General features: G+C 69.2%; 24 protein-coding genes. 7 read left to right on the top strand and 17 right to left on the bottom strand.

The window, feature by feature from the left end:
* Positions 1 to 9: 9 nt before the first annotated feature.
* Positions 10 to 933, bottom strand: a complete 924-nt coding sequence (locus WS57_RS04035) for an AraC family transcriptional regulator (RefSeq protein ID WP_059512492.1) — start codon at positions 931 to 933, stop codon at positions 10 to 12.
* A 180-nt stretch (positions 934 to 1113) separates the two neighbouring features.
* Here WS57_RS04035 and WS57_RS04030 point away from each other — a divergent pair, with 180 nt between their 5' ends.
* Positions 1114 to 1575: a (2Fe-2S)-binding protein gene (locus WS57_RS04030; RefSeq protein ID WP_009692967.1), complete on the top strand. Its 462-nt coding sequence runs from the start codon at positions 1114 to 1116 to the stop codon at positions 1573 to 1575.
* A 2-nt stretch (positions 1576 to 1577) separates the two neighbouring features.
* Positions 1578 to 3788, top strand: coding sequence for a xanthine dehydrogenase family protein molybdopterin-binding subunit (locus WS57_RS04025; protein WP_069243780.1), 2211 nt, complete (start codon positions 1578 to 1580; stop codon positions 3786 to 3788).
* 76 nt (positions 3789 to 3864) lie between these two features.
* On the opposite strand, the gene WS57_RS04020 is transcribed toward WS57_RS04025, so the two are convergent.
* Complete coding sequence (locus tag WS57_RS04020) at positions 3865 to 5067, bottom strand: Fic family protein (protein WP_009692964.1); 1203 nt, start codon at positions 5065 to 5067, stop codon at positions 3865 to 3867.
* A gap of 399 nt (positions 5068 to 5466) precedes the next feature.
* Here WS57_RS04020 and WS57_RS04015 point away from each other — a divergent pair, with 399 nt between their 5' ends.
* The 4 genes from WS57_RS04015 to WS57_RS04000 all read left to right on the top strand — a co-directional run bounded on the left by WS57_RS04015 (position 5467) and on the right by WS57_RS04000 (position 8855).
* A complete protein-coding gene (locus WS57_RS04015; RefSeq protein ID WP_009692963.1) occupies positions 5467 to 5865 on the top strand; it encodes a winged helix-turn-helix domain-containing protein in 399 nt (132 codons plus the stop codon).
* 369 nt (positions 5866 to 6234) lie between these two features.
* Positions 6235 to 7386 (top strand): type III secretion system cytoplasmic ring protein SctQ, encoded by a 1152-nt coding sequence (sctQ, locus tag WS57_RS04010; protein ID WP_069243779.1) that lies wholly within the window; start codon positions 6235 to 6237, stop codon positions 7384 to 7386.
* 3 nt (positions 7387 to 7389) lie between these two features.
* Positions 7390 to 8064: a type III secretion system export apparatus subunit SctR gene (gene sctR / locus WS57_RS04005; RefSeq protein ID WP_009694437.1), complete on the top strand. Its 675-nt coding sequence runs from the start codon at positions 7390 to 7392 to the stop codon at positions 8062 to 8064.
* Positions 8061 to 8855 (top strand): lytic transglycosylase domain-containing protein, encoded by a 795-nt coding sequence (locus WS57_RS04000; RefSeq protein ID WP_069243778.1) that lies wholly within the window; start codon positions 8061 to 8063, stop codon positions 8853 to 8855. The genes sctR and WS57_RS04000 overlap by 4 nt, the downstream gene beginning before the upstream one ends.
* A 14-nt stretch (positions 8856 to 8869) precedes the next feature.
* Here the strand turns inward: WS57_RS04000 and asnB are convergent, their stop codons facing one another.
* The 15 genes from asnB to WS57_RS03925 form a co-directional block, all read right to left on the bottom strand.
* Complete coding sequence (gene asnB / locus WS57_RS03995; protein ID WP_060335800.1) at positions 8870 to 10840, bottom strand: asparagine synthase (glutamine-hydrolyzing); 1971 nt, start codon at positions 10838 to 10840, stop codon at positions 8870 to 8872.
* Positions 10841 to 11059: 219 nt separating this feature from the next.
* A complete protein-coding gene (locus tag WS57_RS03990) occupies positions 11060 to 12091 on the bottom strand; it encodes an EscU/YscU/HrcU family type III secretion system export apparatus switch protein (protein ID WP_069243777.1) in 1032 nt (343 codons plus the stop codon).
* Positions 12092 to 12119: 28 nt separating this feature from the next.
* On the bottom strand, positions 12120 to 12929 hold the full coding sequence (sctT, locus tag WS57_RS03985; RefSeq protein WP_009688905.1) for a type III secretion system export apparatus subunit SctT: 810 nt from the start codon (positions 12927 to 12929) through the stop codon (positions 12120 to 12122).
* Positions 12923 to 13597, bottom strand: a complete 675-nt coding sequence (locus tag WS57_RS03980) for a hypothetical protein (protein ID WP_059512484.1) — start codon at positions 13595 to 13597, stop codon at positions 12923 to 12925. The genes sctT and WS57_RS03980 overlap by 7 nt, the downstream gene beginning before the upstream one ends.
* A complete protein-coding gene (gene sctN / locus WS57_RS03975) occupies positions 13590 to 14966 on the bottom strand; it encodes a type III secretion system ATPase SctN (RefSeq protein WP_069243776.1) in 1377 nt (458 codons plus the stop codon). Before sctN ends, WS57_RS03980 begins: the two co-directional genes overlap by 8 nt.
* On the bottom strand, positions 14963 to 15592 hold the full coding sequence (gene sctL / locus WS57_RS03970) for a type III secretion system stator protein SctL (RefSeq protein ID WP_009687190.1): 630 nt from the start codon (positions 15590 to 15592) through the stop codon (positions 14963 to 14965). The genes sctN and sctL overlap by 4 nt, the downstream gene beginning before the upstream one ends.
* Complete coding sequence (locus tag WS57_RS03965; RefSeq protein ID WP_040131264.1) at positions 15574 to 16317, bottom strand: SctK family type III secretion system sorting platform protein; 744 nt, start codon at positions 16315 to 16317, stop codon at positions 15574 to 15576. The genes sctL and WS57_RS03965 overlap by 19 nt, the downstream gene beginning before the upstream one ends.
* Positions 16314 to 17186: a type III secretion system inner membrane ring lipoprotein SctJ gene (sctJ, locus tag WS57_RS03960; RefSeq protein ID WP_059479803.1), complete on the bottom strand. Its 873-nt coding sequence runs from the start codon at positions 17184 to 17186 to the stop codon at positions 16314 to 16316. Before sctJ ends, WS57_RS03965 begins: the two co-directional genes overlap by 4 nt.
* Before the next feature lie 55 nt (positions 17187 to 17241).
* Positions 17242 to 17718 (bottom strand): hypothetical protein, encoded by a 477-nt coding sequence (locus WS57_RS03955; protein WP_040131262.1) that lies wholly within the window; start codon positions 17716 to 17718, stop codon positions 17242 to 17244.
* 109 nt (positions 17719 to 17827) lie between these two features.
* Positions 17828 to 18040 carry a hypothetical protein gene (locus WS57_RS03950; RefSeq protein ID WP_040132076.1) on the bottom strand — a complete coding sequence of 71 codons (213 nt, stop codon included), beginning with the start codon at positions 18038 to 18040 and terminating at the stop codon, positions 17828 to 17830.
* A gap of 142 nt (positions 18041 to 18182) precedes the next feature.
* Positions 18183 to 19532 carry a type III secretion system inner membrane ring subunit SctD gene (gene sctD, locus WS57_RS03945; RefSeq protein WP_069243775.1) on the bottom strand — a complete coding sequence of 450 codons (1350 nt, stop codon included), beginning with the start codon at positions 19530 to 19532 and terminating at the stop codon, positions 18183 to 18185.
* Entirely contained in the window at positions 19513 to 21564 is a 2052-nt protein-coding gene (gene sctC, locus WS57_RS03940) for a type III secretion system outer membrane ring subunit SctC (protein WP_069243774.1), read from the bottom strand. The genes sctD and sctC overlap by 20 nt, the downstream gene beginning before the upstream one ends.
* On the bottom strand, positions 21564 to 21842 hold the full coding sequence (sctS, locus tag WS57_RS03935; RefSeq protein ID WP_009687668.1) for a type III secretion system export apparatus subunit SctS: 279 nt from the start codon (positions 21840 to 21842) through the stop codon (positions 21564 to 21566). The genes sctC and sctS overlap by 1 nt, the downstream gene beginning before the upstream one ends.
* Positions 21839 to 24031 (bottom strand): type III secretion system export apparatus subunit SctV, encoded by a 2193-nt coding sequence (gene sctV / locus WS57_RS03930; RefSeq protein ID WP_069243773.1) that lies wholly within the window; start codon positions 24029 to 24031, stop codon positions 21839 to 21841. Before sctV ends, sctS begins: the two co-directional genes overlap by 4 nt.
* A 259-nt stretch (positions 24032 to 24290) precedes the next feature.
* On the bottom strand, positions 24291 to 25124 hold the full coding sequence (locus WS57_RS03925) for a helix-turn-helix transcriptional regulator (protein ID WP_009687670.1): 834 nt from the start codon (positions 25122 to 25124) through the stop codon (positions 24291 to 24293).
* 282 nt (positions 25125 to 25406) lie between these two features.
* Here WS57_RS03925 and WS57_RS03920 point away from each other — a divergent pair, with 282 nt between their 5' ends.
* Entirely contained in the window at positions 25407 to 26297 is an 891-nt protein-coding gene (locus WS57_RS03920; protein ID WP_040131258.1) for a helix-turn-helix transcriptional regulator, read from the top strand.
* Positions 26298 to 26346: the final 49 nt, after the last annotated feature.

The raw sequence follows: 26346 nt of genomic DNA, 5'->3' as shown, positions 1-26346 counted from the left end.
AACCGCGCGTCAGCCCAGCAGCTCCTTGCGCCGCAAATGCCCGACATCGCGCATCGGCGGCGCGCCGAACAACCGGCTGTATTCGCGGCTGAACTGCGACGCGCTCTCGTAGCCGACGGTCGCCGCGACCGACCCTACGTCCCCGCCCTGGTGCAGCAGCAGCCGGCGCGCCTCGTGCAGCCGCAGCTGCTTCTGGTACTGCAGCGGGCTCAGCGTCGTCACGTGCTTGAAGTGATGATGCAGCGACGACACGCTCATATTGACCGCGTGCGCGAGCGTCTCGACCCGCATCGGCTCCGCAAAGTGATCGCGGATCCATTCGATTGCGCGCGAGATCCGGTGCGTCTGGCTGCCCGCGACGCCCATATGCCGCAGCCGCGTGCCCTGCCCGCTCGTCATCAGCCGGTACAGCACTTCCTTTTCGATCAGCGGCGCGATCACCGGGATATCGGCCGGCGTATCGAGCAGCCGCAGCAGCCGCAGCGCGGCGTCGAGCAGCGGCGGCGTCAGCTCGGCGAGCGCGATCCCCTCGCCTTCCGGGCCCGCGTCGGGCTCCGGCAGCCGCATCTCGGCCGACAGCTCGACGATCCGCTGCGGATCGAGCGTCAGCGACAGGCACAGGTAAGGTTCGGCGACCGACGCGCGCGTCACGCGCGACAGGATCGGCAAGTCGATCGAGGTAATCAGGCAGTTCTGTGCATCGTATTCGTACGCGTTGCCGGCGACGATCACGCGCTTCGCGCCCTGCGCGGCGATCACCAGCGCCGCCCTCGACACGGCGCAGCCGAGATCGACCGGACGCGTATGCTTGTGCAGCAGCAGGCCCGGGATGGCGGTCGGGTGGGAGCCGTCCACCGGCGCAAAGCGGCCGATCAGCGAAGCCAGTTCGCGCCGCCCGGATTCGCGCGACGCGGCGATATCGGTCATGTCCATCACACCTTCCTCGATTCGATTCCTCTTGTCGCGGGAGCATAGCGAAACGCGCCGCGCAATGCCGGGGATTTGCAGGATTGTTCAAGAAATTTGCAGGATTGTGTAGACGCAAAACCGGCGCGTTCGCGCACACTGCCCCCTAACCTGGCCCCAGCCGGGTTTTCCCCATGGAGACATCCAATGCCCACCACGTTTGTCCTGAACGGCAAGAGCGTCACGCTCGATGCCGATCCGTCGATGCCCGTCCTCTGGGCGATCCGCGAACACGCGGGGCTGACCGGCACGAAGTTCGGCTGCGGCATGGCGCAGTGCGGCGCCTGCACGGTCCATCTCGAAGGCCAGGCCGTGCGCTCGTGCGTGCTGCCGCTCGCCGGCATCGCCGGCAAGCACGTCACGACGATCGAAGGCCTGCAGAGCAAGCCCGCGCAGGCCGTGCAGGCCGCCTGGGTCAAGCTGCAGGTGCCGCAATGCGGCTACTGCCAGTCCGGCCAGATCATGTCCGCCACCGCGCTGCTGGAACAGAATCCGAAGCCGACCGACGCCGACATCGACGCCGCGATGAACGGCAACCTGTGCCGCTGTGCGACCTACGCCCGCATCCGGGCCGCGATCCACGACGCGGCCGCGACGCTGGGAGCCTGACCATGACGATCGAACTCGACAACCGCGGTTCGGTGCAACCGTCGCGCCGCACGTTTCTGAAAGCCGCGGGCGCGGCGGCGGCCGTCAGCCTGACGATCGGCTTCGAATGGGCCGGCCTCGGCCGGCGCGCGCTCGCCGCGACGGCTCCCGCCGCCGATTTCGCGCCGAACGCGTTCCTGCGGATCACGCCGGACGGCGCCGTCACGGTAATCGCGAAGCACGTCGAACTCGGCCAGGGCGCCTACACGGGCATCGCGACGATCGTCGCCGAGGAGCTCGATGCCGACTGGTCGAGCGTGCGCGTCGAAAGCGCGCCGGCCGACGCGAAGCGCTACGCGAACCTCGCATTCGGCACGATGCAGGGCACGGGCGGCAGCTCGGCGATGTCGAACTCGTGGCAGCAGCTGCGCGAAGCGGGCGGCAAGGCGCGCGCAATGCTGGTGTCGGCCGCCGCCGCGCGCTGGAAGGTGCCGGCCGGCGAGCTGACGACCGCCAACGGCGTCGTCACGCATGCGAAGAGCGGCAACACGGCCGCCTACGGCACGCTCGTCGCCGACGCGTCGAAGCTGCCGGTACCGGACAAGGTCGTGCTGAAGCAGCCGGCCGACTTCAAGCTGATCGGCCATCGCATTCCGCGCGTCGACGCGTCGGCGAAATCGAACGGCACCGCGCATTTCACGCTCGACACGACGTTCCCCGGCATGCGCGTCGCGCTGCTGCAGCGCCCGCCGCGCTTCGGCGCGACGGTCAAGTCGTTCGACGCGACGGCCGCGAAGGCCGTGCCGGGCGTGGTGTCGGTCGTGCAGGTGCCGGCCGGCATCGCGGTCGTCGGAACCGGCTTCTGGGCCGCGAAACAAGGCCGCGACGCGCTGAAGGTCGAATGGGACGAAACGAACGCCGAAAAGCGCGGCTCGGACGAGATCATGCGCGAATACCGGCAGCTGGCCGCCAAGCCCGGCGTGTCGGCGCGCAAGGACGGCGATGCCGACGCGGCGATCGCGGGCGCCGCGCGCAAGATCAGCGCGAGCTACGAGTTCCCGTACCTCGCGCACGCGCCGATGGAACCGCTCGACGCGGTCGTCAGGCTGACCAGGGACAGCTGCGAGATCTGGGCCGGCGACCAGTTCCAGACGGTCGACCAGGGCAACGCGGCCAAGGTCGCGGGCCTGAAGCCCGAGCAGGTGCAGATCCATACGCTGTATGCCGGCGGCAGCTTCGGCCGGCGCGCGAATGCGTGGTCGGACTACGTCGTCGAGGCCGTGTCGATCGCGAAGGCGCTCGGCGCGGACGGCAAGCCGGTCAAGCTGCAGTGGACGCGCGAGGACGACATCCAGGGCGGCTTCTATCGCCCGATGTACTTCCACAAGCTCGACGCGGGGCTGACCGCCGACGGCCGGCTGGTCGGCTGGCGTCACCGGATCGTCGGCCAGTCGATCCTCGCCGGCACGCCGTTCGAAGCGTTCATGGTCAAGAACGGGATCGACGCGACCTCGGTCGAGGGCGCGGCGAACCTGCCGTACGCGGTGCCGAACGTATCGGTCGAACTGACGACCACCAAGGTCGGCCTGCCCGTGCTGTGGTGGCGCGTGGTCGGCAGCTCGCACACGGCCTATGCGGTCGAGGCCTTTATCGACGAAGCCGCGCACGCGGCCGGCAAGGATCCGTACCTGTTCCGCCGCGACCTCCTGGCCAAGGAGCCGCGTATGCGGGCGGTGCTGGAGCTGGCCGCGCAGAAGGCCGGCTGGGATCCGGCGAAGCCGCTGCCGAAGGGCCGCGGACGCGGGATCGCGGTGGCCGAGGCGTTCAAGAGCTATGTCGCGCAGGTCGCCGAGGTATCGGTCGACGCGGACGGCAAGGTGAAGGTCGAGCGCGTGGTCTGCGCGGTCGATTGCGGGATCGCGATCAACCCCGACATCGTCGCCGCGCAGATGGAAGGCGGTATCGGCTTCGGGCTCGGCGCGGTCATGCACAGCGCGATCACGCTGAAGGACGGGCGGGTCGAGCAGCGCAACTTCGACGGCTACCACGTGCTGCGCATCTCGGAGATGCCGAAGGTCGACGTGCATATCGTGCCGTCGGCCGAGGCGCCGACCGGCGTCGGCGAGCCGGGGGTCGCGCCGATCGGGCCGGCCGTCGCGAACGCGATCTTCGCGGCGACCGGCAAGCGGCATTACGTGCTGCCGTTCGATTCGGGCGATAGCGCGAAGGCGTGATGCCGGATGCGCCGGCTGCGGGGCGGGGGTGCCTTGCGGCCGGCGTCATGCGCAATGGCATGCCCGCTCATCCCCTTCACTCCTGTTCGACTTCCGGCCACAGTTTCGGAAACAGAAATCGGAGGCTGGCCAGCGGCAATCCCAACGACAGCTCGCCTCGATGCGAAGGCGAAGTCAGCAACCCGAAATCGAGCAACGACCGAACGATTCGACGCGCCAGCACGTCGCTCACCCCGAGCATCTGCGCGAATTGCGCGCGCGTCACGGTTCGGCGCAGGGCGACAAACTCCATGGCGAGCGCCGTGGCTTCCGGTTTGATGACCGATTTTTCCGATCGAATGGTCCACGGATTGGCTTCCAGGTATCGCAACAGATCGAGCAAACGTCCTGCCACGCCGTCGAACTCGGTCATATGGATCATGAAGCTGACCTGATCCAGACAGCAGTCGAGAAAAAAACGCGCGAACTGCACCAGGCCTTCCTGGGACAGATTGCCCCGACCATCCAGATCGTTGCGCCGCGTCTGATCGGCTTCGCTCAACCTCGCATAATATTGCTCATGCTCGCGGGCAAGACCGCGGAGCGGCGACCAGAGCCCGTGGGTCAGGTCGGCCGCGCGCAATCCGAGATGTGAATGCAGTCGCGCAACCCTGCCATTGCCGTCCATGAAAGGATGAACCCACGCCAGACGATGATGCGAACAGGCAATCGCGATCAGTTGATATTCCTTGGCCCGGATGCGGCCATAACGAACCGCCCACGCATTGAGCAACGGTTCGATCATCTCCGGCTCCGGCGCCAGATGCCGTCCAACTGTCACGTCCGCTCGACGAATCTCGCCCGGAACAATGACCGCGCCATCCCCGGTCAATCGCTCGTCTTCAGGCAGGCAGGAGAAAAAGCGCTCATGGATGGCCGAAATGCGCGCCGGATCGAATAGCGCGGCCACCGGCAGCGTCCCCCACTCCTTCTCCAGCATCGTTTCCGTCGCGATATGCGCGACCGCGAAGCGCTGCTTCTTGCGCTCGACGGCATCCGCGGAATAATCGCGATGAAGCGCAGCCTCGATCTTGGCGGGCGTCGTGTGCTGACCTTCGATCTTGTTCGTGTAATACGAATTCATCGCGCGCAGCTGCGGCACGAGCGCGCTGGCGAGCGGAGTGTCGCGCACGGCAAGCAGCTGCCGCGACGTGTCGACGAGCTGGGCAGCCCGTTCGAGCAGCGGATCGAGTACGCGATCCTCGGGAAACAGCGGTTCGAAGGTAACGACGCTTGTCATGCTTCCGTGTCGGGTTCCATGTAGGGTTCAATGTCGGCAATTATAGTCTCTTATCCTTCTGATTTACCTGCGTTTTTCGCATATCCAGGTAGAGTTCCATGTAGGGTTCCGAGTAGGGTTTCGCCGGCCGTTTTCACGCAACGCGACTGCCGCAGGCACCGGGCCTCATCACACGTTACGTCAGCCGTAACGCCCGTAACGTCCGCGTGCGATGCTACGTAACAATCCTTCACTTCCGCTCCGACCCTTTCGCCTTCCACCTGCCCCCGGCGTTAAAAATTCTTTGAGATTCAAGGCCGGCGGCGTCGCCCGCTCCGCCATCGTCAACCCACATCATCCTGGCCCGAAAGTTGCAGTATCTGACTCGCAACACTCCTTTAAGGACATGCGAGGGCCACCATGGATTGCAAATATCTGTATATCGACGACATAAAAATCAACTTCGTGCGCCGCACGATCGAAATCGCCAATAAACCCGTCGACGTCACGCCGCGCGAATTCGACGTCGTCGAATTCCTGCTCGACAACATGAACAAGATCGTGCCGCGGCAGGCGATCCAGGAAGCGGTCTGGGGCCGCGAGCTCGGCGTGTCTTCGCGCACGCTCGACACGCATATCTCGCGCATCCGTTCGAAGCTGCAGCTCGATCACGACAAGAACCTGCGGATCATCCCGATCTATGCGGTCGGCTATCGCCTGGTGCTGTTCGGCGCAGCGATGACGCACGTCGAACGCCACGAAGCCGCGCCGATCCTGCGCGCCGCGCCGCAGCCCGCGATGGCCGCCGATTACGCGTAACGATTCGTTCGTGCGCCGCGCTGCCCGCGGCGCGCCGAAGCCCGTTCCCCCCGCCGCGCCGCGCGCCTGACGCGCAGCGCGTCGCGGCCCGGCTCCGACCGCGGCACGCCAGCCGCCGTCCACGCGCCGCGACACGACCGCCGCCCCAGGGCGGCGGTCGCATTTGGACGCACCGCTGCGCACACGGCGGCGCAGCACACCTCGTAAAACCGCGCCCGCCACGCCGCCGCCCGCGACACGCGACTACGGATTCCGGCGCGGCACGCGCGCATCGCCGTCCCTACAATCGACGCAGCAGCCGCGCGCCCTTCTCGCGCCGTCGGCCAGAACAATCCGTCGAACCAACGCCGAATCCGCCTCGATCCCGCCGTGCCTGCGCTGTTCCTGACGAATGCCGACACCGGCGACGCCGCGAATCGGGCCGCCCCCGCCGCGCCACCGGCGACAGGCGCGCTCGACGCGTCGCCGTACCTGCCGCGCCTGTCCGCCGCCGCCGCGCGCGGGCTGTCGCATGCGTACTGCGCGAGCGACGCCGTCCCGGTCACGCTCGGCGAGCACGCCTACCAGGTGCGCTGGCGCGTCGATGCCGAACCGGCCGCCGATGCGCATGCATACCGCTTCGTCGTCGGCCCGGCGGCCGGCACGCTGTGGATCGACCCGCTCGCGGAAACCGAATGGCTCGGCGATGCCGCCGACCCGGCCGTGCCGGCCGTGATTCGGGCGGCGCTGCTCGCCGACCTGTGCGCCCCGCTCACGGCAGCGCTGCAGGCCGCGACGCGACAGCGCGTCGAGCTGCTGCCGCCAACTGCCGCGTCGCCCGCCTGGCAGGCATCGCCGGCCGCACTGCGTTTCGAGCTGCGCCGCGCCGACGGTGCATGGCGCTGCCACGGCGCCCTGTCGTTCGACGCGCCGGACGCGCTCGCGGTGTTCTTCGCCGCCGCGCCGGCTGCGCCGCCCGACGCGCGCGCCGCGTACGCGACCCTGCCGGTGCCGCTCGTGTTCGAGATCGGCCGCACCGAACTGACGATGGCCGAGCTGGCCGACGTCGTCGGCGGCGACATCATCGCGATCGAACGCTGGCATGCGCAGGAGCAGAACCTGCTGTGCGTCGCGCGGCTGCCGGCCGTGCCGGCGTGGGAGATCACCGGACGGCCGTCCGGCAACCGGCTGACCGTCCAACGAATCAGGGAGATGCCTTTGGAACCGACCCGCACCGACACCTCGCATACCGGCGCGCCCGATGTGTCGGGCGCCGCTGCGTCGACCGGCGACACGTCGCGCCCGCTCGACGGCCTCGCGGTGGACCTGCGCTTCGAGCTGCCGCCGACCTCGATGCCGCTCGGCGAACTGAGCGCGCTGCAGCCGGGCGCGGTCATCGAGCTGCAGCAGGGCATCAACCAGAGCGTGATCCATCTGGTCGCGAACGGCATGCTGATCGGCACCGGCCAGCTGATCGCGGTCGGCCAGAAGCTCGGCGTGCGCGTCGTCACGCTCACGCAGCCGGCGCCGCGCGAGCGCTGAGCGATGGGCAACCTGCCGAATCCGGTCGCGCTGATCGCGGTCATCGCCGCGCTCGGCATCGCGCCGTTCGCCGCGCTGATGGTGACCAGCTATACGAAGCTGGTGGTCGTGCTGGGGCTGCTGCGCTCGGCGCTCGGCATCCAGCAGGTGCCGCCGAACCTCGTGCTGAACGGCATCGCGCTGATCCTGTCGCTGTTCATCATGGCGCCGGTCGGAATGTCGATTCGCGACGCGCTGCAGGCGCGCCACTTCGATGCGTCCGGACAGCTGTCGACCGCCGACGTGGGCGCGCTCGCCGACGCCGCGCTGCCGCCGATCAAGGATTTCCTGGTATCGCACACGCGGCAGCGCGATCGCGAATTCTTCGTGCGCACCGCGACGTCGGTCTGGCCGAAGAACCGCGCGGACGGCATCAGGGACGACGACCTGCTGGTGCTGGTGCCGAGCTTCACGCTCGCCGAGCTGACGAAGGCATTCCAGATCGGTTTCGTGATCTATATCGTGTTCATCGTCGTCGATCTGCTGGTCGCGAATATCCTGCTCGCGCTCGGCATGCAGATGATCTCGCCGACGACGATCTCGGTGCCGTTCAAGCTGCTGCTGTTCGTTGCGCTCGACGGCTGGTCGCTGCTGGTGCACGGGCTCGTGCTGTCGTATCGCGTGGCGGGGGCGGGATGAGCGCGCGCGGCCGGCGTGGCATCGCCGCGTGGCTGTGCACAGCCGCCGCGCTGGTATTCGCATGTGCGTTCGGCCAGCCGCCCCGCGCGCACGCGGCACGCGACGGCGCGGGCTTCGCGCAGCTCGCGCGCGCCTGCGCACCGAACGTCGATCCCGAAACGCTGGCCGCGCTGGTACGCACCGAATCGGGCTTCAATCCGTACGCGATCGGCGTGGTCGGCGGCCATTTGACGCGCCAGCCCGCGTCGCTCGACGAAGCGCGCGCCACGGCGCGCGAGCTCGCGGCGCGCGGCTTCAGCTACAGCGTCGGGCTTGCGCAGGTCAACGAGCGCAATTTCGCGAGATACGGGCTCGACGAAGCGACGATGTTCGAACCGTGCCGCAACCTGCGCGCCGGCGGCGCGATCCTGACCGAATGCTTCGCGCGCTCGTCCGGCACCGGGCGCGCCGTGCAGGCCGCGTTGCGCGCGGCGCTGTCCTGCTACTACAGCGGCAATTTCACGACCGGATTCTCGAGCGGCTATGTGAGCCGCGTCGTCGCGAGCGCGCAAAGCAATGCCCGCGAGGGCGGCGTCGCGCCGATCCCGATCGTGCGCGATGCGCCGCCGCCCGCGCGCCAGCGACGCATGGACGCGGCCGCGACCACGCCGCCCGAACGCGCCCGACGGCAGGCATCGCCGGCGGCATCCGCCGACGCGCCGTCGTGCCATGCGCGCCCCGTCGTGATGATGTGCCGCGGGCTGCCGGCCAGCCAGGCGAAGCGGCTGTGCGTGCGCTGCCTCGACGAGTGACCCGGCGCGCAGCTTCAGAGCGCGGCGCGCTGCGCATCGAGCCACGCCTGGAACATCAGCACCGTCCATAGCTGGTGCTGCCAGTTCATCCGGCCGGTCTGGTGCTGGCGCCACAGACGCTCGACCGCGGCGGCGTCGAAAAAACCCTCGTCGCGCAGCCGGGACGGCTGCAGCAGCGCATCGGCCCAGTCGCGCAGCGCGCCGCGCAGCCAGTGATCGACCGGCGCGCAAAAGCCCTGTTTCGGCCGGTCGATCAGCGACGACGGCACATAGCGATCGAGCAGCCGGCGCAGCATCGCTTTCGACTGCCCTTCCGGCAGGCGTATCGACGCCGGCAGGCGCCACGCGAATTCCACGACGTGATGATCGAGAAACGGCATGCGTGTTTCGAGACTGACCGCCATCGCCGCGCGATCGACCTTCGCGAGGATGTCGGTGGGCAGATAGGTGAGCGTGTCGATCGCCATCGCCTGCTCGGCGAAGCTCAGGTGCGCGGGCCAGGCGGCGGCCGTATCGAGCGGCGTCGGCGGCTCCTGTCCGGCGAGCGCGATGCGCTCGGGGTGATGCACCGACGACATCAGCAGCCGGTACAGGCCGATGCGGCTCTCCGCCGTCATCACGTGGCCGAGCTTGTGCAGGCGATCGCCGATCCGCGACGCGGTGTCGCGCGCCTCCACGCCGCCCCATGCGCCCTGCGCGACCGCCGCGAGCTGGTCCGCATGATCGGGCCGCAGCGCGTGCAGCGCGGCGGCGATCCGCGCCCGCACGGCCGCCGGCACGCGATGCAGCTTGCGCCACAGGCGCGGCGTCAGAAAGTAGCGCGTATAGCCGCCGAACAGCTCGTCGCCGCCGTCGCCGGACAGGCTCACCTTCACGTGCCGTCGCGTCAGCTCCGCGACCAGGAAGGTCGGAATCTGCGAGGCGTCGGAAAACGGCTCGTCGTAGATCGACGGCAGCTTCGGCACCACCTCGAGCGCATGGTCGGCCGTCACGTAGAGTTCGGTATGCCGCGTGCCGAGATGGCGCGCGACGGCCTTCGCATAGCCCGCCTCGTCGTAGCCGGCTTCGTGGAAACCGATCGTGAACGTATCGACCGGCGTCGTCGACTGCGCCTGCATCAGCGCGACGATCGCCGACGAATCGATGCCGCCCGACAGGAACGCGCCGAGCGGCACGTCGGCTTCCATCTGTCGTGCAACGGCGCGGCGCAGGATCGCATCGAGCCGGCCGACCGCATCGTCCGCATCGCCCTCGAACGGCTGTTCGCGGCCGGCCGCGATCGCCTGCTCGAGCGTCCAGTACGCGCGCGGCCGCGGCGTGTCGCGCGCATGCTCGAACTGGATCCAGGTGCCCGGCGGCAGCTTGCTGATGCCGCGATAGATCGTGTAAGGCGCCGGCACGCTCGACTGACGCAGGTACAGGCACAGCGCGTCGCGATCGATCTCGCCGCCGAAACCCGGATACGCGCGCAGCGCCTTCAGTTCCGACGCGAACACCAGCGCGTCGCCGACCCGGCCGTAATAGAGCGGCTTCTCGCCGATCCGGTCGCGCGCGAGCGTCAGCACGCGCGACGCGCGATTCCACAGCGCGAACGCGAACATGCCGGTCGCGCGCCGCAGCGTCGCCTCGACGCCCCATGCGGCGATCGCCGCGATCAGCACTTCGCTGTCCGAATGGCCGCGCCACGCAGGGGCGCGCCCCGCACGCTCCAGCTCCGCGCGCAGCTCGCGATGGTTGTAGATTTCGCCGTTGAAGACCAAGACGTAACGGCCGCACGCGGACGCCATCGGCTGCCGGCCGTGCACCGACAGATCGACGATCGCGAGCCGCCGGTGGCCGAGCGCGATGCCGGCCTCCGGATCGACCCACAAACCCTGCCCGTCCGGCCCGCGATGCGCGAGGCTCGCCGTCATGCGCGCGAGGGTGCCGCGCGCTGTCTCCTCATCGAAGGCGACGCTATTCAGAAAGCCGTCGATTCCGCACATGTAATCTGTCCGCCCTGTTGACTTGCCCGCCATGCAGGGCCGACCTTGCGGCCCGCCGTCCGGCATGACGGTCGGGCCATATTACGAAGAAATAATTCAGCAATAATTCGCGGACGAATGCCGGCAGGCACCGGAAAAAAAACCGCGTCAAGCGCAACGTGCGCGCGCGGTGAAAGGGCCGCATCGAAACCGCGTTCGCGCATTGATCGGACGAATCATTCAGATCGCGCCGGTCGCCCACTTCAGCAGTTGCGCCACCTCGCGGAAATGCTGCTGCTGGATCGTGCCGTTCTCGGGCGTCGTGTCGTACAGCGACTGCGCGAGCCCGGCGTTCGCGAGCGTCGGGCGCAGCGCGTCGCGCGCGAGCCGCACGATCCGCTCGGCCGCCTCGCCTTCGCCGCGCGCGAGCACCCACGGCAGCGTGCCGACGCCGCCGTAATAGAGCGCCACGGCGACGCGCGGCGAATAGACGACCACCGATGCAAAGCCGATCCGGTCGGGCAGCGCCGCGAACTGCGCTTCGCGCGCAAGCTGCCGGCGCTTCGCCTCGATATGCGGATCGCCTTCGTCCTCCTTGTGCTCGCGCCGCACTTCGTCGATCGACATTTTCATTTTCTGATTGAATTCGCGCCGCTGGTGCACGATGTCGATCAACGCCATCACGATATAGATCAGCGCGGCCCAGCCGAACAGCAGCATCAGCAGCTTCACGATCAGCGCGAGAATCGATATCGGCCGCGTAAAGCCCGACTGCACCGCGGCATCCAGCGACTCGACGATCACCCAGCCGAGCGTCGCGACGAGCAGCGTCGTCTTCAGCAGCATCTTCGCGAGATTGACGAGGTTGCGCAGCGACCACAGGTTCTTCAGCCCTTCTGCAGGATTGAGCCGCGACAACTGCGGCATCAGGCGGCCCCACGCCATCACGCCGCCGACCTGCACGAAACCCGCAAGCACGCCGAGCAGCAGTCCGGCCGCGACGATCTGCGCGGACAGCGTCGCCCAGTCGCGCGCGGCGCCGTCGATCAGCACCGCGATCCGTGCGGACGGATCGGCCGCGCCGGCCGCGTCGAACACGAGCCGGAGCAGCGCCTGCAACCGCGCGAACAGCGCGCCGATGCCGACCGCCAGCGCGATGCACACGCCGGCGAAGCATGCCGACGAGATCGTCTCGGCGCTCTTCGGCACATCGCCTTTTTCGCGCGCCTCGCGCAGGCGTTTCGCGGTCGGCTGCTGGTTCTTTTCGGCCATGTGCGCGCCCCGGTGCCCTGACGTGCGGTCACGCGCCGCCGTGCGCGGCGAACAGCGCGCGCAGCAACGCGACCAGCCCGCTGTCGGGGCTCAGCAGCGCATGCAGCGACGCATACACGACCGGCAGGAACAGCGCCATCATCAGCACCGCGAGCGCGCTTTTCACCGGCTGCGCGAACACGAAGATATTGAGCTGCGGCACCGCGCGCCCGACCAGCCCGATCCCGAGTTCGACGAGCACCAGCACGATCGTCACCGGCGCCGCGAGCTTCACCATCCATTCGAAGATCGTGTCGGTCTGACGCACGATGAAGGTTTGCAGCATCGACGAGAAATCGGGGCCGAGCGAGCCGATCGGCCACCATGCGTACGACTGCGCGAACAGCTGCACCAGCACCTGCAGGCCGCCCGCCGTGACGAACAGCGCGATCGCGACGAAATTGAGAAAGCCCGACGTCGGGCCGCCTTCGTGCCCGCCCATCGGATCGAAGAACGCGGCGCTGCCGCTGCCGGTCTGGAAATCGATCAGGTAGCCGACGCCCTGGATCGCGAACAGCACGGCGCTGAACGCGCCGGCCAGCAGCATCCCGACCACGGCCTCCTTCGCGACCAGCACGCACCACATCAGGAACGGCAGCGCGGCCACCTGCGCGGCATCGATCGCCGGTGCGACGAACGCGGCGATCACGACCGCGATGCCGTTGCGCACGAGGCCGGTGACGATCTGCTCGTTGAATACCGGCACGACGAACATGATCGGCAGCAGACGCGGCATCACGTAGAGCAGCGGGCGCAGCATGCCCGCGATGTCGTTGAAGCCCGAGGCGTGATCTAGCATCGGCGCTCCGAGGCGTCGGGCGGCGTGGCAGGCCGCGGTCCGTCGGCCGTCGCGCCGGTTTCTGCGCCTGCGGGATGCGCGCCCATCTGCGCATCGAACGCGGCGGTCGCTTCCGGCTGCGCGCCCGCATGGCCTGCCGCATGAGCAGCCGCATCGACGCCTGCATCGCCTGCCCAGCCGCCGGCAGTCGCAAAGCGCCGCACCGCATACCCGTCCGCGACTTCGTCGGCGGCGCGTTCGAGCCGCGCCGCGCGCGCATGCAGCGCCTTCTCGCCGGCCCTGTCGAGCTTGTCCTCGGCGGCCTTCGCCTTGCGCGCGGCGCGCTGCAGGTCCGCCAGCGTCGCCTCGTGGCCGCGATGCACGTGCGCGGCCTCGCTGACCGACGCGCTCGCGCTGCCGATCCGCCGATCGAAGGTGCGCGTATCGGCCGCCGCGTCCTGCAGCGCGCGCGCCTCGCGCACGTCGCCGGCGAGCCGCGTCTGGATCGCGGCCTTCGCGGCAAGCTGCTGTGCGAGCTGCGCATGCGCGTCGTCGAGCGCGCGGCGGCTCTGCGCGGCGACGCGCTGCTGCCGCGCGGCCGCGACGCGCGCGATCTGGCTGCGCATCTCGCGCACGCGCCTGAGCCGCGCGAGCGTCGCGAGCACGAGACGGTCGTCGGCTTCAGACATGATCGTTCGCCAGCCGTGTCAGCTGCGCGAGCAGTGCATCGAAGCGCACGTCCTCGTGCGACGCCTGCGCGCAGAACGCGGCAATCGCGTCGCGCGCGCGCAGCGCGAGATCGCCGAGCCGGTCGCTGCCTTCCCGATACTCGCCGATCTGCACGAGCAGCTCGATCTCCTGGTACTTCGCGATCAGCTCGCGCACGCGCGCGGCCGCCTGCTGATGCCCGCGGCCCGCAACGAGCGGCATCACGCGCGACAGGCTCGCGAGCACGTCGATCGCCGGATAGCGGTTCGCGAGCGCGATCTTGCGCGACAGCACGATATGTCCGTCGAGAATCGAGCGCACTTCCTCGGCGATCGGATCGGACTCCTCGTCGCCCTCGACGAGCACCGTATACAACGCGGTGATCGATCCCTGCGCGCCCTGCCCCGCGCGTTCGAGCAGGCGCGGCAGCACCGCGAAGGTCGACGGCGGGAAGCTGCGCCGCGTCGGCGGCTCGCCGCTCGCGAGGCCGACCTCGCGCTGCGCGCGCGCGAAGCGCGTCAGCGAATCGACCAGCAGCAGCACGCGCCGGCCCGCGTCGCGGAAATGCTCGGCGATCGCGGTCGCGACCAGCGCCGATTTCACGCGCTCCATCGCGGGCCGGTCGGACGTCGACACGACGACGATCGAACGCGCGCGCACCTCGGGCGACAGACTGTGCTCGATGAATTCGCGCACCTCGCGGCCGCGCTCGCCGACCAGCGCGATCACGTTGACGTCGGCCTGCGCGCCGCGCGCGATCATCCCGAGCAGCGTGCTCTTGCCGACGCCCGACGGCGCAAAGATGCCGACCCGCTGCCCGACGCCGAGCGTCATCAGCCCGTCGATCACGCGCACGCCGGTCGGGAATGGCGTGTCGATCATCTTGCGCGCGAGCGGATTCGGCGGATCCTGCTGCGTCGACACCCACGCCGCGCCGGTCACGGGCCCGCGATCGTCGAGCGGCCGGCCGAGCCCATCAAGCACGCGGCCGAACAGGCCGTCGCCGACCGGAAACACATGCTCGCGCCCCGACGGCACGACGGTCGTCTCGGGCGACAGACCGGCCACGTCGCCAAGCGGCGTCAGCAGCGTCGTCTGCCGCGAGAAGCCGACCACTTCGGCCAGCAGCGTCGGCTGGTTCGGCGTGCGCAGCTCGCAGATCTCGCCGAGCCGCGCGCGGATGCCGGTCGCGTTGAGGATCTGCCCGACCGCGTGATTGACGCGGCCCTGCACCGACACCGGCGAAAAGAACGCGAGCCCCGCATCGAGATCGCCGACCAGCCGGCCGCGATCGAGCGGGACGTCGTCGTCGCCGGCGAACGGCTGCGTGTCGTCGAGCGGCGCGTTCATCGCGCGGCGCCCTTCAGCGCATCGCGGCGAATCGCCTGGCGCAGCGCGTCGATCTGCAGGTCGAGGCTCGCGTCGATACGCCCGGACGGCGTCTCGACCGTGCAGGCATGACGTTCGAGCTGCGCGTCCTCGACGATGCGCAGCTTCTGCCGGTTCGTCTGCCCGGCGAACGCGCTGTCGAGCGCCTCGCGCATTTCGTCATGACGGCCGGGCGCGACGCGCACGGTCACGAACGCTTCGTCGCGCACGAGCGGCGCGATCCGCGCCAGCGCCGCCTCGTACAGCTTCTGCGTGCTCATCTCGCCGACGATCGCGCGCACCGCCTTGACGACGATCTCGGCCATCGCGTCCTTCATCGATTCCATCGTGCGCGCGGCGGCGAGCGCCTGCGTATAGGTCTGCGCCGCATGCTCGCGCTGCGCGCGGCGCATGCCTTCGTCGTAGCCGGCCGCCTGGCGCCGGTCGAATTCGCGCTGCGCATCGGCGACGATGCGCTCGGCTTCTTCGCGCGCGGTCGCGATCACCGCGGAGGCGTCGAGCAGCGCCGCATATTCGCGCTCCTTGAGCACCTTGCGCTCGGAAAGCAGCTGCAGGTTGTCGCTCGTGATCAGAAAAGCCAGTCCCATGACGCAAGCCTCTCGGGAATCAGAAACAGGAACAGCAGCTCGCCGAACTGGTCGCGCTGCGCGCGGTTCAGCCAGTAAGGCGCTTCGTCGTCGATCGCGCGATTGAACTTCAGCCGCACGCGCCGCGCGACCGCCTCGCCGGCCGCGCCGATGAAATCCGCGAGCAGCCGTCCGCCGCGCGCGCGGATCACGACCGGCAGCGCGGCCGGATCCGCGCGCCACGGTTCGAGCGTATCCGCGAGCATGCCGAATTCGGGCGCACGTTCGAGCGCCAGCGCCAGCGCGTCGGCGCCGAGCTTCGCGGCGACTTCCGCACGAATGCGCCGCGCCGCGAGCGCATCGCGCAGCCAGCCGCGATGCAGCAGCAGCCCCGCATACGACGCGAGCTGTTCGAGCGCCGCGCCCGGCAGCAGCGCAAGCCGCGCGCTCGGCGTCGCCACGTCGAAGTCGTGCCGCTCGGCCACGCCGTGCGCGTCGAGCAGGTGTCGCGCGATCAGCTTGCGGCCGGCCGCGCCGAACGCGTCCGGCGAACGGTAGCGAGCGGGCCAGTCGGACGGCACGCGCGTCACGTGCAGATAGCGGTCGGGCCGCAAATTGAAATCGCAGACCAGCGCATGAAACGCGCCGCGCCGCGCGGCTGGCGGCGGCGCAAGCGGCTGCAGCCACGGCAGCGGCGCGGCGGCGTCGGGCGCATCGCCGGGCGACGGTGCGTGCGGCTCGCTCATGCGCCGTCGCGCGCGCCGTCCGGCGTGCCGAGTCCGCCGTTCGGGCCCGCCGCCGCACCCGTGCCGCGCGTCGCGCCGAGCAGGCCCGCGAGCCGCGCGCCGAACATCCCGCGCCGCGCCGCAGACAGCGCGATCACCGCGCAGGTCAGCAGGATCAGCGCGAACACCAGCCAGCCAAGCGGCGAGCGCAGCCGCACGATATCGGTCAGCGCGCTGCCGACGCCGTCCACGCGCGTGGTGCGCGCAGCGGCCGGCTGCAGGAACAGCGACACGTTGTCGTACTGCAACCCTTCGATGCTGTGCGCGACCAGGTCCTTGACCATCGGCGCCATCGCGCGCAGGTCCACGCCGGGTCGGTAGCGGATATAGACGGCGGCCGACGAGGGCTTGATCTTGTCCGCGAGCGGATCGTTCTCCGGAATCACGACCTGCACGCGCGCGACCACCACGCCCTCGATGTCCTGCAGCGTGCGCGACAGGTCCTGCGACACGCCGTACAGGTAGCGCACGCGCTCCTCGGCCGGCGTCGACACGAGCCCCTGCTTCTGGAACAGCTCGCCGAGGCTCGCGTAGCTCGGCTTCGGCAGCCCGTTCGCCTGCAGCACGGTCAGCGCCGACTGCATGTCGCCGTCCGCGACGCTGACCTGCCACGCGTTGCGGTCGGACGTGTCGCGCGCATCGTTGTCCTTCGACGCGCTGATGCCTGCGTCGCCGAGCACCGCGACCATCTGGTTCGCGTCGCGCTCCGACAGGCCCGAGTAAAGCTCCTTCTGGCAGCCGGCCAGCAGCGCGAGCAGGCCCGCGAGCAGCACCCGCGCCGCCCGGCTGCGCCACGCGCACGCGCGCGGCGTCGAATCGATCGTCGTCATCGTTTGTCCGCTTCGTGGCACGCGCGGCTGTTGCGGGCCCGCGCACCGGCCTGCATCACTCCTGCGTCTTCAGCACGGTGTGCGTGAAGCCGTTCGCCGCCTGCGCGACCGACAGGCTCAACTGATATTCGGAAATCGTGGTGGTCGCCGTCCACTGGAAATCCATCGCCTTCACCATCGTCATCATCGGATCGCTGCGGCTGTCCGCCATCGACGTCAGCATCTCGGTGCGATGCTTGTCGATGCTCGCGTACCGTGCGTCGAGATCGTTGCCGTACGTGCGCAACCGCTCGACGAGCGATGATGCATTCGCCTGCGCCGGCGTCATCTGCACGGCCGGCGCTGCGTCCGCGCTCGCGCGCGACACCGCCATGCCCGACGACGACGCCGTCTGCGCCGGCGACGCGCCCGGCTGCATCAGCGCGTCGAACTGGCGCACCTGCGCCGGATCGGACGCGGCGCCCGTCTGTTGCGCGGCGCCCGCGAGCGCGGCTGCGCCCGGCGCCGCCGCGCCTACGCCTGTCACTGACATCGCTTGCCCTCCTTGGCTAACGGATCGGAACCGGCCGGCCGGCACGCGCGCAGGCTGCGCCGGGTTCGCCCCGACGTGCGATGCGACGCGGCCGCGCCGGCTTCCGGCGTCATGCGCGGCCGGCGGAACTCAGATGTTGCGCGACCTGGGCATTCGCCGTCCCCTCCTGCGCGGTCACTGCGTTGCTGGTTTCGAACGTCGCCGTCGACTGCTGCACCTGGAAGTTGATCTTGGTCAGCTCCAGCTGCGTCTTGGTCAGATCGTTCGCCTGCTGCTGAACGTCGTTCGTGTTGGTCGCACCAGTTGTGGCCGAGGCACCCATGTTTCGCTCCTTTGCGTGAAGTTCATCCACCTTGCGGCAGCGGCCCCATGCCGCTGCCCGCCACGTGACGCGCCGCCCGTCGGCGACGCGTCGCGTCATGCGCGCACCGCGCGATACGCGATGCGCCCGATTCATCGCGGCGCTAATGCGCCGCCGCCTTCGATGCATCCGCCGTCGCCGCGGCCGGTGCATCCGGCAACAGCGTCGGCCCCGGCACCGGCTGCGCGACACCGGCGGCCGCGCCGCTGGCGAGCGGCGCCACCGGCGGCGCCGGCGCCGGCGCCTGCTCCGGCGCACGCGCCGACGGTGCGCCGAGCGGCATCGTGATGCGCTGGCCGTTGCGTTCGAACACCACCTCGTCCGGGCCGATCGATACGACGGTCGGCCCCTCCTTCAGCCGCGCGCCTTCGAAATAGCGGCTGCCGTCGGCCGTCTCGATATAGCGCTGGTCGCCGTCGCCCGCGAACACGGTCGTGATCTCCGGAATGCCGGCGACGCCGCCGAGCGTCGTCGTCGTGCGCGGCGCGGCCGCCTCCGCATCGCTCACGTGATCGACGACTTCGAGCGCCGGGCGCGCGTCCTTCATGTAGTTGCGGATCCGCGGCTCGATCTGCGCGCGCGCGGCCGCGCCGGTCAGCTCGATGCGGCCGCGGCCGAGATAGGTGACCGTCAGTGCGGTATCGCTGAAATAAGTCTGCGCGGTCGCGACGAGATCGCTGACCACGTAGAGGTTGCCGAGCGCCGCGTTGTCGACGCCCGACACGATCTGCGCGACGCGTTCGCGCGCGGCCGGATCGCTGACGTAGCCGGACACGATCACGCCGTCGTCGCGCGGCGCGACCGTGAGCTCCGGATACGCGTGCAACAGCTGCTGCAGCCGGTGCGTGCGCGCCAGCACCGATTCGTGCTGCCACGGCAGGCGCCCCGACCACGCGACGAACCCGTAGCCGAGCGCGCCGAGCAGCACGCCGACCCATAGCGCGACGAGCGCGATCACGAGCCGCCGGCTGCCGAGGCGGCGCAAGCCGCCCGTCAGCCAGCCGAGCCACGGTGCGGTCCGCTCGGCGTCCGGCGTGCCGGTCTCGTCGGGCACCGCGACGCTCGCCTGCGCGTGCCGCGCGATGCCGAGCTTGATCGAGCCGATCGTCACGACGTCCTGCGGCGTCATCGAGCGGCGGCCCGCGCCGATCGGCTCGTCGTTGAACAGCACGGGCGCGCCCGCGTCGCCGCCGTGGTTCTGCACCGTGACGGCCAGCGCGCCGACCTGCAGGCACACCTGCTTCGCGCCGATCTCGCGATCGGGCAGGATCACCTCGCAGTCGGCCGCGGTGCCGACCCAGTTCGCGCCGCGCGCGAGCGACATCGTGCGGCCGTACATCGGGCCGCTCAGGAAGCAGAGATTCCACGGCGACGCGAGCGCGGCGGCGCCGCCCGCCGCGCCGCCGCCGGGCAATGCGCCGTCGCCGTGCGGTTCAATGATGCTCGTCGACATGGACAGGCGCTCCTGCGGTCGTCGCCGCGGGCTGCGATGCCGCATCCTTCGGCGGCGGCAGCGCGGGCGGGCCGAACTTCGTGCCGGGCAGCGGCTGCGGCGTCAGCGGCACCGCGATGTCGTTGTCCGGCGGGCGATACATCGACACGCCGCTCGCATCGGCCGGCGCATCGACGCCCGGGTTCACCGGCGAGCCGTCCGGCGCATACATCGACGCGGTCGACACCACGCGCGGCGTCAGCAGATAGAAGCGCTCCATGTGATTGCCCGACTTGTCGGTGTACTTGAACAGGTTGCCGATCAGCGGGATGTCGGACAGCCAGGGCACGCCGCTCTTGTTGAGATGCACCTCGTCATCGTTGAAGCCCGCGATCAGCAGGCTCCGGCCTTCGTCGATCATCGTCTTGGTGACGATGTTGCGCTGCTGGATCACCGGCACGTTCGACACGGCCTGCCCCGGCACGATGTTGCCGTCCTGGATGTCGATCGACATCATCACGCTCTGCGGATTGCTCGCCGGACTGCCGGACACCGCGGCCGCATTGCGGATCGCGTCGTCGACGATCATCGGCGTCACCTTGATGCTCGTGCCGGTCGTCACGCTGTACAGCGACGAATCCTGGTAGCCCTGCACCTGCACGTAGAACTGCGTGAGGTTCTCGAGGATCGCCTCGGTGTTGTCGAGCGCGAGCACCTTCGGCTTCGAATGCAGCTGCGCCTGCCCCTTCTGCGCGAGCGCGTTCACGCGCGTGAGCAGATAGTTGCGCAGCGAGCCGCCGATCGATGCGGTCAGCGCGATGCCGGTCGGCATGAACGTGCCGGTCTGCCCGGTCTCGCTGGTGCCGATGCCGAACGTCAGCGGCGGGTTGCCCGAGCCGTTGTACTGCGTGTTGCCGTTCAGCGGGCTCGAGCCGTTGCCGATCTGCACGTCGCCGTGCGTCGTGTGCAGGCGCCAGTCGATCCCGAGGCTGTCGAGCGAGTCCTCGTTGATGTCGATGATCGTCACGTTGATCTCGACGATGCGCGGCCGCTCGTCGAGCTGGCTGATCAGCGACTGGTAGCGGTACATGTTCTCCGGCAGGTCGCGCACGATCACCGCGTTGATGGCCGGATCGGCCTCGATCTGCGGCAGCGAATCGCCGCCGCCGCTGCCCGCGAACGGCGAGAACGCGCTGCCTGCGCTGCTGTCGCCGCCATAGCCGGCCGAACGCGGGCCGCCGGAGATATCGGGGAAGTCGAGGCGCGGCACCGCGATCGTCAGGCCCGAGCCGAGCTTCACCTGTCGCGCGGCCTGGCCGAGCGGCGCGCTCGACGGCGACGGCCCCGTGCCGCCGCCCTTGCCGAACAGCCGGCGCAGGATCGTCGCGACGCCCGGCACCGTGACTTCCTTGCCCGAGCGATTGATCGTGAAATCCGAGGCCCAGCCGTATTTGAGCCGGAACGCGCGGATATCCGCATGCTGGCCGTTCGCCGACGGATCGCCGACCGTGCCAACCGCCTGTCGCACGAGTTCGACGTAGCGGCGCGGGCCGGCCACGTACACGCTGTTCGCGCGATCGTTGATCACGAGCGTGTAGCGCTTGTCAGGAATCTGCATCGCCTGCAGCGCTCGGCCGATTTCGCCCGCCGCGTTCGGCGGGATCGGGATCATCTGCGTCTGCGACTGGTCGGCCGGATCGACGTAGAGGAACGAGCCGTCGTAGTACCACGTGAGCCCGTAGGTCGAGCAGATCGTGTCGAGCGTCTGCTGCGGCGTGCCCGAGAAGCGGCCGCTGATCACGCCGTCGACCTTCGGGTCGACCACGGCCGTCACGCCCTGCGACGACGCGAGTTCGCGAATGAAGTCGCCGATCTTCTTGCCGTTCGCGACGATCGTAAACGGCTTGTTGCGCCAGCGCAGATCCGCGGCGCGCGCGGGTTGCGCCGGCGACAGGCACAGCGACGCCGTGAGCAGCGCGGTGGCGCACATGGCGAGCGCGGCCCGTTGCAGGCTGCGCGATGGAAGGCGGATCGAGGCGACGCGTCGACGCATCAAAAAACTCCCGTGGAAGAAACGAACATGCGCTCCAGCGCCTGCTGCGCGAAGCGCAGCACTTCGCCGCCCAGCCAGCCCGACAGCAGCACCAGCGCGACCATCACGGCGATCAGCCGCACCGCAATGCCGATGTTCGCGTCCTGCACCTGCGTGACGGCCTGCAGGATCGCGACGACGAGCCCCGTCACCGTCGCGATCAGCACGATCGGCAGCGACAGCAGCAGCACCAGCATCAGCGCCTGACGCGTCAGGTCGAGAATCGTCGAGCTCGTCATTGCGCGACTCCCGGCGCGCGCACTTCGGCGCCCGCGCCGACCGTGCCGTCGTCGGGCGGGTTCTTCACCCAGCCGACCGTATGCAGCTGCACGTCCTCCTCGATCTCCTGGTACGACAGCACCGCGAGGTCGGGCAGCACCGGCTGCAGGATCGTCTTCACGTAGCGGCGCGCGCCGAGCGCGACCATCACCGCGAGCCGCGCCGCGCCCTGCGCATTGCCCTGGCCCGCCTGCGCAGCCTGGACGATCGCCCGCACCTGCTCGCCGATGTCCTGCTTGACCGCGCTCGACAGCGCGAGGAAATTGCCCTGCTTGGTGCGAATCACCGCGCTCTCGATGCGCTCCTGCAGGTTCTGCTCGAACAGCACCACGCGCAGCTGGCGCGCCGCGCCTGCATGGCGGTCGGTGATCATCCGGCGCAGGTCGACGCGCACCAGCTCGACGAGCGCGATCACGTCGTCGGGTTCGTTCGGCGCCCACGTGATCAGGCTTTCGAAGATCACGCGCAGGTTGCGGATCGGCACCTGCTCGGCGAGCAGCCGGCGCAGCACCTCGGTCACGCGCTGCAGCGGCACGAGCCGCGTCAGCTCGCCGACGAGTTCCGGGTGATCGCGGCGCACCAGGTGCACGAGCGCCTGCGTCTCCTGGATGCCGATCAGCTCATCGGCATGCTGACGCACGATCTGCTCGACGTGCGCGGCCAGCGCGGCTTCGCTCGTCAGCCACTTGCCGTCCGGCGCCGCGCCGTCGGGCTTGATCCACAGCGCGGTCGCAAACGGTCCGAACGCCTCGGCCGGCTGGCGCTCCGCATGCTCGGGCAACGGCGCGACGCCGTCCCACAGCAGCCAGCCCGGCTTCAGCGCGCCGTGCGCGGCAAGCACGTCCTGCAGATAGATCCGGTAGCTGCCGGCCGGCGCGCCTTCGTCATCGTTCAGCGTGATGCGCGGGAACACCGTGCCGATGTCCGCGTCGACGCGCGCCTTCGCGCCCGACAGCGCGGCCTGCAGCTGCGCGAGATTCAGCGTGGTGCGCAGGTCGTCGGACAGCGATACCGCGATCAGCGACGTGACGCCCGCCGCATGCGATACCTTCGCGGGCTGGCCGTCGTCGAGCGCGCCGACGCGCCCGGCGATATGGATCAGGTTGAAGCTCGGCGCGGCCGTCTTGCGCTTGAGCTGCGAGAACGCGAACGCGCCGAGCGCGAGCGCGATCAGCGCGAACGACCATTTCGGGAAGCCCGGCACGGCGAGGAAGCCGGCCAGCACCAGTGCGGCGATCAGCAGCGCACGCGGATGCGCGCCGAGCTGTTCGCCCAGCTGTTCGCCGAGCTGGCGCTGGCGCGCGTCGCGCGTCGCGACACGCGTCGTCACGATGCCGGCCGCGATCGAGACCAGCAGCGACGGAATCTGCGACGCCATCCCGTCGCCGACCGTCAGGATCGCGTAACGCTGCAGCGCCTGCGCGATGTCCATCCCGTGCATCAGCGTGCCGACCGCGATCCCCGCGACGATGTTGATGAACGCGATCACGAGGCCCGCGATCGCGTCGCCCTTCACGAACTTCATCGCACCGTCCATCGCGCCGTGCATCTGCGATTCCTGCTCGAGCTTCTCGCGGCGCTCGCGCGCCTCGTCGGCGCTGATGATGCCGGCGCGCAGGTCCGCGTCGATGCTCATCTGCTTGCCCGGCATCGCGTCGAGCGAGAAACGCGCGCCGACCTCCGCAACGCGCTCCGAGCCTTTCGCGATCACGATGAACTGCACGACGGCGATCACGAGAAACACCACGCCGCCGACCACGACGTTGTTGCCGACTACCAGCCGCCCGAACGCGTCGATCACGTGACCGGCATTCGCATGCAGCAGGATCAGCTTGCACGACGCGATGTTCAGCGCGAGGCGGAACAGCGTCGTAAACAGCAGCAGCGCGGGAAACGACGAGAAGCTGACCGCCGAGGGCACGTAGGTCGACACCGTCAGCAGCACGACGCTCGCGGCGAGGTTCAGCGAGATCATCCCGTCGAGCGCGGCCTGCGGCAGCGGCAGGATGAACAGCGCGACGACCGCGACGATGAACGCGGCGAGGAACAGGTCGGCGCGCGGCGACGCGCCGAGACGCCGCCCGGACACGCCGCGGCCGGCGGAAAACATCCGCTGCCAGTCGCGGGAAAGCGCCTTCGGTTCTGCCATCGTGCCGTCGTCCTGTCGTTGTCGCCGGCGGGCGCGGGCAATCGATGCCCGCGCGCCGCGCGGTGCTGGAATGGGACGAGTGTAGCGACGCGAAACCGCGTAAAAACCGATCCGCCTCGTAGCGCGAAAGCGCGTTTCCCGGCGGCATTCGGATCGGACTACGAAACCCGGCGAGGCATCCGGCCCCGCCTCCACGGAACCGCTTCCATGGCGAACCGGCCCGCGCGCCGGGCTGCGGGCCGGGCCGCGGAAAGCCGCGTCAGGACGGCAGCCGGCGCGCGGCGAGATACGCGAGTTGCGCGCGATTCTGCACGTTGAACAGCTTTTCGAGCGAGCGGATGTGATGGCCGACCTTGTGCAGCGAGGTGCGCAGCGCGCTCGCGATTTCCTGGTCGGACAGCCCGTGCACGAGGCGTTCGAGCACCTGCTGCTGCTCGTCGCCGAGCGAGAAGCCGCGCAGGCGCGCGATGCGCGCCTCGAGGAACGGCAGCGCGACGCGATGCACCGCCAGGCTCACCGACAGCGCGCCGCCGATCACGCGGTCGTCGATCCATTCGGTGCCGTGCGCCTCCGACGACACGTTCACCGCGACGCGCAGGTCGAGCCGCGGCGCGGACAGGCTGAAGATCACGCCGCTGTTCATCGCATGCGCGCGCAGATGGCCCGCGAGCGCGAGCACCTTGCGGTCGCCGTCGCGCTGCGCGGCCGCCTCGATCTCGTCGAGCCGCCACGCGACCGGAAACCCGCTTTGCCGCACCTGTGCGAAACGCGGATCGCTCTCGTACAGCATGCCCTCGATGTACGGCTGCATGAAGGTCGCCGGCGCGAGATCGCGCAGCAGATGCGCGCACAGAATGCGCCGCCCGATCATTTCATAGGCGCCATATCCGAGCGTGCTGAATCCGATTTGCCTCAAGCGCTCGTGGCATTGCGCGAAATCGACCGAACCCAGGTCGGATTTACCGGACGCAATTTGAATCGCGGTAAAAACGTCGCGATCGATTGCCTGAATTTCATTCGAATAAGCGGCAGCCGCCGCGATATCGGCTTGCGAAAACCATTCGACGCGTGGCGCGCCGTCAGCGTATGTCATGAGGAGCCCACCCCTTCCCAATATGTGAACAAGCCCCGTCACATCATGGTCTTTTCTTTATGCTTTTCTGGTAATCGTCATTGCCGGGCGAACATGAAACTTTCGCCGCGATTAGTATTACGGCATATTACGCGCACGCCGGCATTTTTGTACAATGCCCCCGCGTTTCGTCAGGATCACGACCGGCGCATATCAATACGATGCTTCGATCGCACCGTCGCCCGCCGTGCACGACACGGCGGCCATCGCGCGGCGTGGCGCGTCGATTCCGAGGGATGGGTCATGTCCGATATTGCCTTGCATGAAGCAGCCGTCGCCCCAGCCGTTCCCTGCCCGCCGCGCGGACCGGGCGCACTGCGCGAGCGCCCGGTGCAGGTCGTCTGGTGCGACGACGTCAAACGCAACGAGATCGCACAGCCGCACGCGCCGAAGCTCGGCGTCGCGGACACGCTCGCGCATGCGCAAAGCACGGCCGAGCGCAACCGCATCGTGTCGGGCCTGCTGCATCTGACGGGTTTCTCGACGTTCGCGTACTTTGCGCTCGAATTCGCGCACGAACGCGTCGAGAGCCTTTACCTGCACGAAGCGTTTACGCCGGCCACCTATCGCGGCGACTATGTGCGGCACAACCACCACGACGTCGATCCGCGCACGCTCGGCGCGCGCGTGTGCAACATGCCGATCGTGTGGGACCTGCAGCAGTTGCGCCGCGAGCATCGCCAGCGCGACGACGGGTGCGTGACGCCCGCGTCGCTCGACGGCTTCCTGCAGACCATGCAGGACGACGGCATGTGCAGCGGCATCATGTATTCGATGGCCGTGCCCGGCACGCGACTGCATGCGTTCATGAGTTTCACCGCACCGCGCCGCACGCGCGAATGGATCACGCCCGCGACCGTCGAGCAGGCGCTGTCGATCGGGCTGTCGGTGCACAAGTTCGCATCGCCGCAGCTGATCGCGACGTCGCGCGAGCGCGCGGTCAACGGGCTCACGCCGTTCGAGCAGGAACTGCTGCTCGGCATCGCCGAAGGCGCGTCGGACAAGGAAATCGGTCGCCGCCTCGATACCAGCGCGCACAACGTCGACTATCACCTGCGCAAGCTGCGCAAGCGCTTCGGCGTCGCGAACCGGATTCAGCTCACCTACCTGACGTCGAAGCTCGAACTGATCTGACGGCGGCGCGAGCGCCGCACGCGTCAACGCAGATGCCGGCCCCGCGGGC

This window comes from Burkholderia pseudomultivorans (assembly GCF_001718415.1).
In the GTDB taxonomy this organism is placed as follows: domain Bacteria; phylum Pseudomonadota; class Gammaproteobacteria; order Burkholderiales; family Burkholderiaceae; genus Burkholderia; species Burkholderia pseudomultivorans_A.
The sequence above is the reverse complement of the archived record's forward strand: the minus strand, read 5'-3'. Positions and strand labels throughout refer to the sequence as shown.